We start from the raw sequence: 4,573 nt of genomic DNA, 5'->3' as shown, positions 1-4,573 counted from the left end.
CCGCCTACGCCGAACCCCGTAACCCAACCCAGCCATGCGGCCCACCCCAGCCCCGAACAACACACGGGCGAGCACCACACCGCGCACAAACATCACTCGACCACCCCAAAACAGCGAACAACGACCACGCCACGCGAACACGACCTGACGGGTGAGGCAGAGCCGAAGGCGAGCCCTAGCCGGGAAATCGCGAAGCGAGAATCCATAACACATAGGAGTCAGCAGGCACCTCAGCGCACAAAGCATCACTCCCCACCCAGCAACCCGCGACCCCAACCACGCACGCGAGCGCGCTAACTGACCGGTGAGGCGACGCCGAAGGCGAGCCTCACCGGGAAGATCGCGAAGCGATTCGCGCTCGCACCAGGAACGGTCACGGAGGGAGCCGCAAGGCGAGCGCAGTGGGCCGTTCCTGAAATAAACACAGCGAGCCGCCAGGCGAGCGCAGTGGGCCTGGACTGCCATTAGCGCGTGCCGCGCGGGTGGGCCTGGCGGTGGACCTGCTTGAGCCGTTCGGCCGATACGTGGGTGTAGATCTGGGTGGTCTGGAGGGAGGCGTGGCCGAGGATCTCCTGGACGCTCCGCAGGTCGGCTCCGCCTTCGAGCAGGTGGGTGGCGGCGCTGTGCCGGAGTCCGTGCGGGCTCAGATCGGGTACCTGGCCGACCTCGGAGATCCGCGCGTGGACGATGCGGCGCGCACTCGTCGGGTGGAGGCGTCCACCGCGAGCGCCCAGGAAGAGGGCCGGGCCGCTGTTCTCGGTCGCGAGCGCGGGGCGTCCTGCGCGCAACCAGTCCTGGACGGCGCGGGCGGCGGGTTCGCCCATGGGAACGGTGCGTTCACGCCCGCCCTTGCCAAGGACGCGGACCGTCCCGCGACCGGTGTCCAGATCGTCGATGTCGAGGCCGCACAGTTCGCTCACGCGGACGCCCGTTCCATAGAGGACCTCCAGGACGGCCAGATCGCGGAGACCCACGGGGCCTTGCGCGTCCACCGTGTCAAGGAGGCGTGCGGCGTCGTCCTGGGTGAGGACTCCCGGCAGGTCACGCTGCCGTTTGGGAGTACCGAGCAGCAGCCCGGGATCGTCCTGGAGGAGTCCACGGCGGTGCAGATGCCGGGTGAACGCGCGGGCGGCGGCGGTGCGACGGGCCAGAGTGGCACGCGAACGGCCGAGAGCGTGCTGGCGGGCGAGCCAGGCACGGAGCAGCGGCAGGTCGAGGCCGGCAGGTTCCGTCACACCCGTCTCGACGGCATAGCCGGTCAGATCGCTCAGATCACCGAGATAGGCGCGCAGCGTGTGCGGCGAGACGTCGCGTTCGGCGCGCAGATGCCGCTCGAAGTCGGAGAGGGCGTCCCGTAGCGCGTTGGTCACAGCGTCACGCTGCGCCAAGGTCCCCGCCGAAGCAAGCACCGGAGACCGTTTCGAGCGGATCGCCGCAGATGCCCCCCGAGGTTATCCACAGTCGGTGGATGTTCGGGCGCGCAGCGTCACACACCGGCAACGTCGAAGGCCGGAGGTGAGGCGCATGAAAGCGCACATCAGTCTCGGCCGGCGCGGCGAAGACGCCGCGGCCGACTACCTGGCCGGACTCGGCTGGACGATCGTCGAGCGCAACTGGAGGTGCCCCGAAGGCGAGCTCGACATCGTCGCCCACGACGGCCGCGGGCACGTCGTCTGCGAGGTGAAGACCCGCGGCTCGGACCGCTTCGGCGATCCCCTCGAAGCGATCACCCCGGACAAGGCGGCCCGCCTGAGGCGGCTGGCCTGGCGGTGGGCCGCCGCGCACGGCGCCGGCGGCACGCGTGTCCGGGTGGACGTCCTCGGCCTGGTCTCCGATGGCGACGGCTTCTCGATCGACCACCTGCGGGAGGTGTGCTAGATGACGCTCGCCAAGACCCGCTCGGTCTCCCTGGTGGGGGTCGACGGCTTCGTGGTGGACGTGGAGGCCGCCATCACCAGCGGCGTCCCGGGCCTGCACCTGGTCGGCCTGCCGGACACGGCCCTCAGCGAGGCCCGCGACCGGGTCCGCGCCGCGATATTCAATTCGGGCGAAGACTGGCCCAACAGGCACGTCACGGTGTCGCTGTTCCCGGCGAGCATGCCGAAGAAAGGCTCGACCTTCGATGTCGCCATAGCCATAGCGTTGCTCGCGGCCGCCGAGACCGTCCCGGCCCGGGCCTGCGCGGGGCTGGTGATGATCGGCGAGCTCGGGCTGGACGGCCGCATCCGTCCCATCCAGGGTGTGCTGCCCGCAGTCCTGGCCGCCGCCAACCAGGGCTGTAAGACGGTCGTCGTCCCACGCGCCAACGCCGCCGAAGCCGAACTCGTCCCGGGCATGAAGGTCGTGAGCGCAAGCACGCTGCGCGGCCTCCTGTGCCTCCTGCGCGACGAACCGCCCCCGATCGAGGAGGACGATGAGAGCGGTCCTCCCGCGTCCACGGACGGGCTCGCCCTGCGGCAGCAGGACATCCCGCCCGAGCTGGATCTGAACGACGTCCGGGGGCAGGCCGAGGCGCGCCGGGCGCTGGAGATCAGCGCCGCGGGCGGGCACCATCTGTTCTTCGCCGGTCCGCCCGGCTGCGGGAAGACGATGCTGGCCGAGCGCCTGCCGACGCTCATGCCGCCGCTGGAGCCCGACATCGCGCTGGAGGTCACCGCGATCCACTCCGTCGCGGGGACTCTCCGGCCCGGCCAGCCGCTGATCACCCAGCCGCCGTTCTACGCTCCGCACCACACCGCCTCGCGCGCCTCGATGGTCGGCGGCGGCTCGGGCCGCGTCCTCCAGCCGGGCGCGGTGTCCCTCGCGCATCGGGGCATCCTCTTCCTGGACGAGGCGCCAGAGTTCATCGCGGGAACCCTCGACGCCCTCCGGCAGCCCCTAGAGGAGGGCGAGGTCCGGATCAACCGGATCGAGGGCATGGCGCGCTTCCCCGCGCGGTTCACGCTCGTCCTGGCGGCGAATCCGTGTCCGTGCGCGGCGGCCAAGCAGGTCGACTGCTCCTGTGCTCCCGGAATCCGCCGCAGGTACGCGTCCCGCCTCTCTGGCCCGCTCCTCGACCGCATCGACCTCAAGCTCGAACTGGCGCCGGCCAGCCGGGCGGAGCTCCGCTACGACCTGGAGTTCGCGGAGTCCAGCAAGGTCGTGGCCGAACGCGTCCAGCTCGCAAGGGAACGGACGCTCAGACGCCTGGCCGACACTCCGTGGCGCTCCAACTCCGAGATCCCCGGCCCGGAGCTGCGCCGCCGCTTCACGCCTCCGGCGGAGGCGATGCAGGGCGCCGACGAGGCCCTGCACCGAGGCACGCTCAGCGCCCGCGGCCTGGACCGCATCCTGCGCGTCGCCTGGACGATCGCCGACCTGGCGGGCCACGACGAACCCGGCCCGGACGACGTCGGCGGTGCGCTCACCCTGTGGTCGGCGGGGCGCCAATGAGCGACGAACGAACGGCCCGCGCCACGCTCACCGCCGTGGCGGAGCCCGGCGACACCTTCCTCAACCGCCTCATCGACCACTCCGGTTCGGAGCGGGCGCTCGAATCGATCCGCACCGGACGGCTCCCCGGCGGAGTGTCCGCCGACGCCAAGGAGATCCAGCGGCTCGACCACTGGCGGATCCGGCTGATCGCCGCGGAACCCGATCAGGACATGGCCGTCTGCGCCCGGTTCCGCGGCCGCCTCATCTGCCCGGGAGACCCCGAATGGCCGACGACCCTCGACGACCTCGGCGACGGACGCCCCTACGCCCTGTGGCTGCGCGGCCACGGCGACCTGCGCTACGGCTGCCTGCGTTCGGTCGCCATCGTCGGTTCCCGCGCCGCGTCCCCCTACGGCATGCGCGCCGCCGCCGACTTCGCCTCGGACCTCGCCGACGAAGGCTGGACCGTGATCTCCGGCGGCGCCCTCGGCATCGACGCGGCCGCCCACCGTGGCGCCCTGGCCGCCGACGGCCCGACCGTCGCCGTCCTCGCCAACGGGGTCGACGTCCCCTACCCGGCGTCCAACGAGGGCCTCTTCGCCGAGATGGCCCGCCGTTCCCTCCTGGTGAGCGAGTCGCCGCCCGGCACCCACCCGCATCGCCTCAGATTCCTCGTCCGCAACCGGGTGATCGCCGCCCTGTCCCGGGGGACGGTCATCGTCGAGGCGGAGGCCCGCAGCGGCGCGCTCAACACCGCCGGCTGGGCGTCCAGGCTCGGCCGCGTCGTCATGGCCGTGCCCGGCCCGATCACGAGCCGGTCGTCGGTCGGCGCGCACCGGCTGCTGCGCGAGGAGGGCACCACTCTCGTCACCCGCAGCGAGGAGATCATCGAGGCGGTCGGGAGCATCGGCACGGACCTCGCTCCGCCACCGCACACCCCGGTGCTCCCCCGCGACCGCCTCGATCCGGTCACCCGATCCGTGCTGGAGGCGTTCCCGGCTCGCGGCGCGACCGGTCCCGCCCAACTCGCCGTCAAGGCGGGCGTCGACATGACGACGATCAACGCGAAGCTGGGCCTCCTGGCCGCCGCCGGCTTCGTCGACCGCACCCCCGCCGGCTGGCGCCTGACCAGGTCGGCGAAATCGCCCACCGGCCCCAC

General features: G+C 72.0%; 4 protein-coding genes. 3 read left to right on the top strand and 1 reads right to left on the bottom strand.

Annotated features, from left to right (window positions below; genetic code table 11):
• Positions 1 to 464 precede the first annotated feature (464 nt).
• Positions 465 to 1,370 (bottom strand): tyrosine recombinase XerC, encoded by a 906-nt coding sequence (locus tag E1281_RS37820; protein ID WP_207943753.1) that lies wholly within the window; start codon positions 1,368 to 1,370, stop codon positions 465 to 467.
• A gap of 154 nt (positions 1,371 to 1,524) precedes the next feature.
• On the opposite strand from E1281_RS37820, the gene E1281_RS37815 reads away from it, so the two are divergent.
• From E1281_RS37815 to dprA, 3 genes are all read left to right on the top strand, one after another.
• Complete coding sequence (locus E1281_RS37815; RefSeq protein ID WP_131884509.1) at positions 1,525 to 1,878, top strand: YraN family protein; 354 nt, start codon at positions 1,525 to 1,527, stop codon at positions 1,876 to 1,878.
• Positions 1,879 to 3,432 (top strand): YifB family Mg chelatase-like AAA ATPase, encoded by a 1,554-nt coding sequence (locus E1281_RS37810; RefSeq protein WP_131884508.1) that lies wholly within the window; start codon positions 1,879 to 1,881, stop codon positions 3,430 to 3,432.
• The coding region (gene dprA, locus E1281_RS37805) for a DNA-processing protein DprA (protein ID WP_131884507.1) at positions 3,429 to 4,573 on the top strand (1,145 nt) is incomplete at its 3' end. The genes E1281_RS37810 and dprA, both read left to right, overlap by 4 nt.

The organism is Actinomadura sp. KC345 (assembly GCF_004348515.1).
Taxonomy (GTDB): Bacteria; Actinomycetota; Actinomycetes; order Streptosporangiales; family Streptosporangiaceae; genus Spirillospora.
This window is presented reverse-complemented; position numbering and strand designations above follow the sequence as displayed.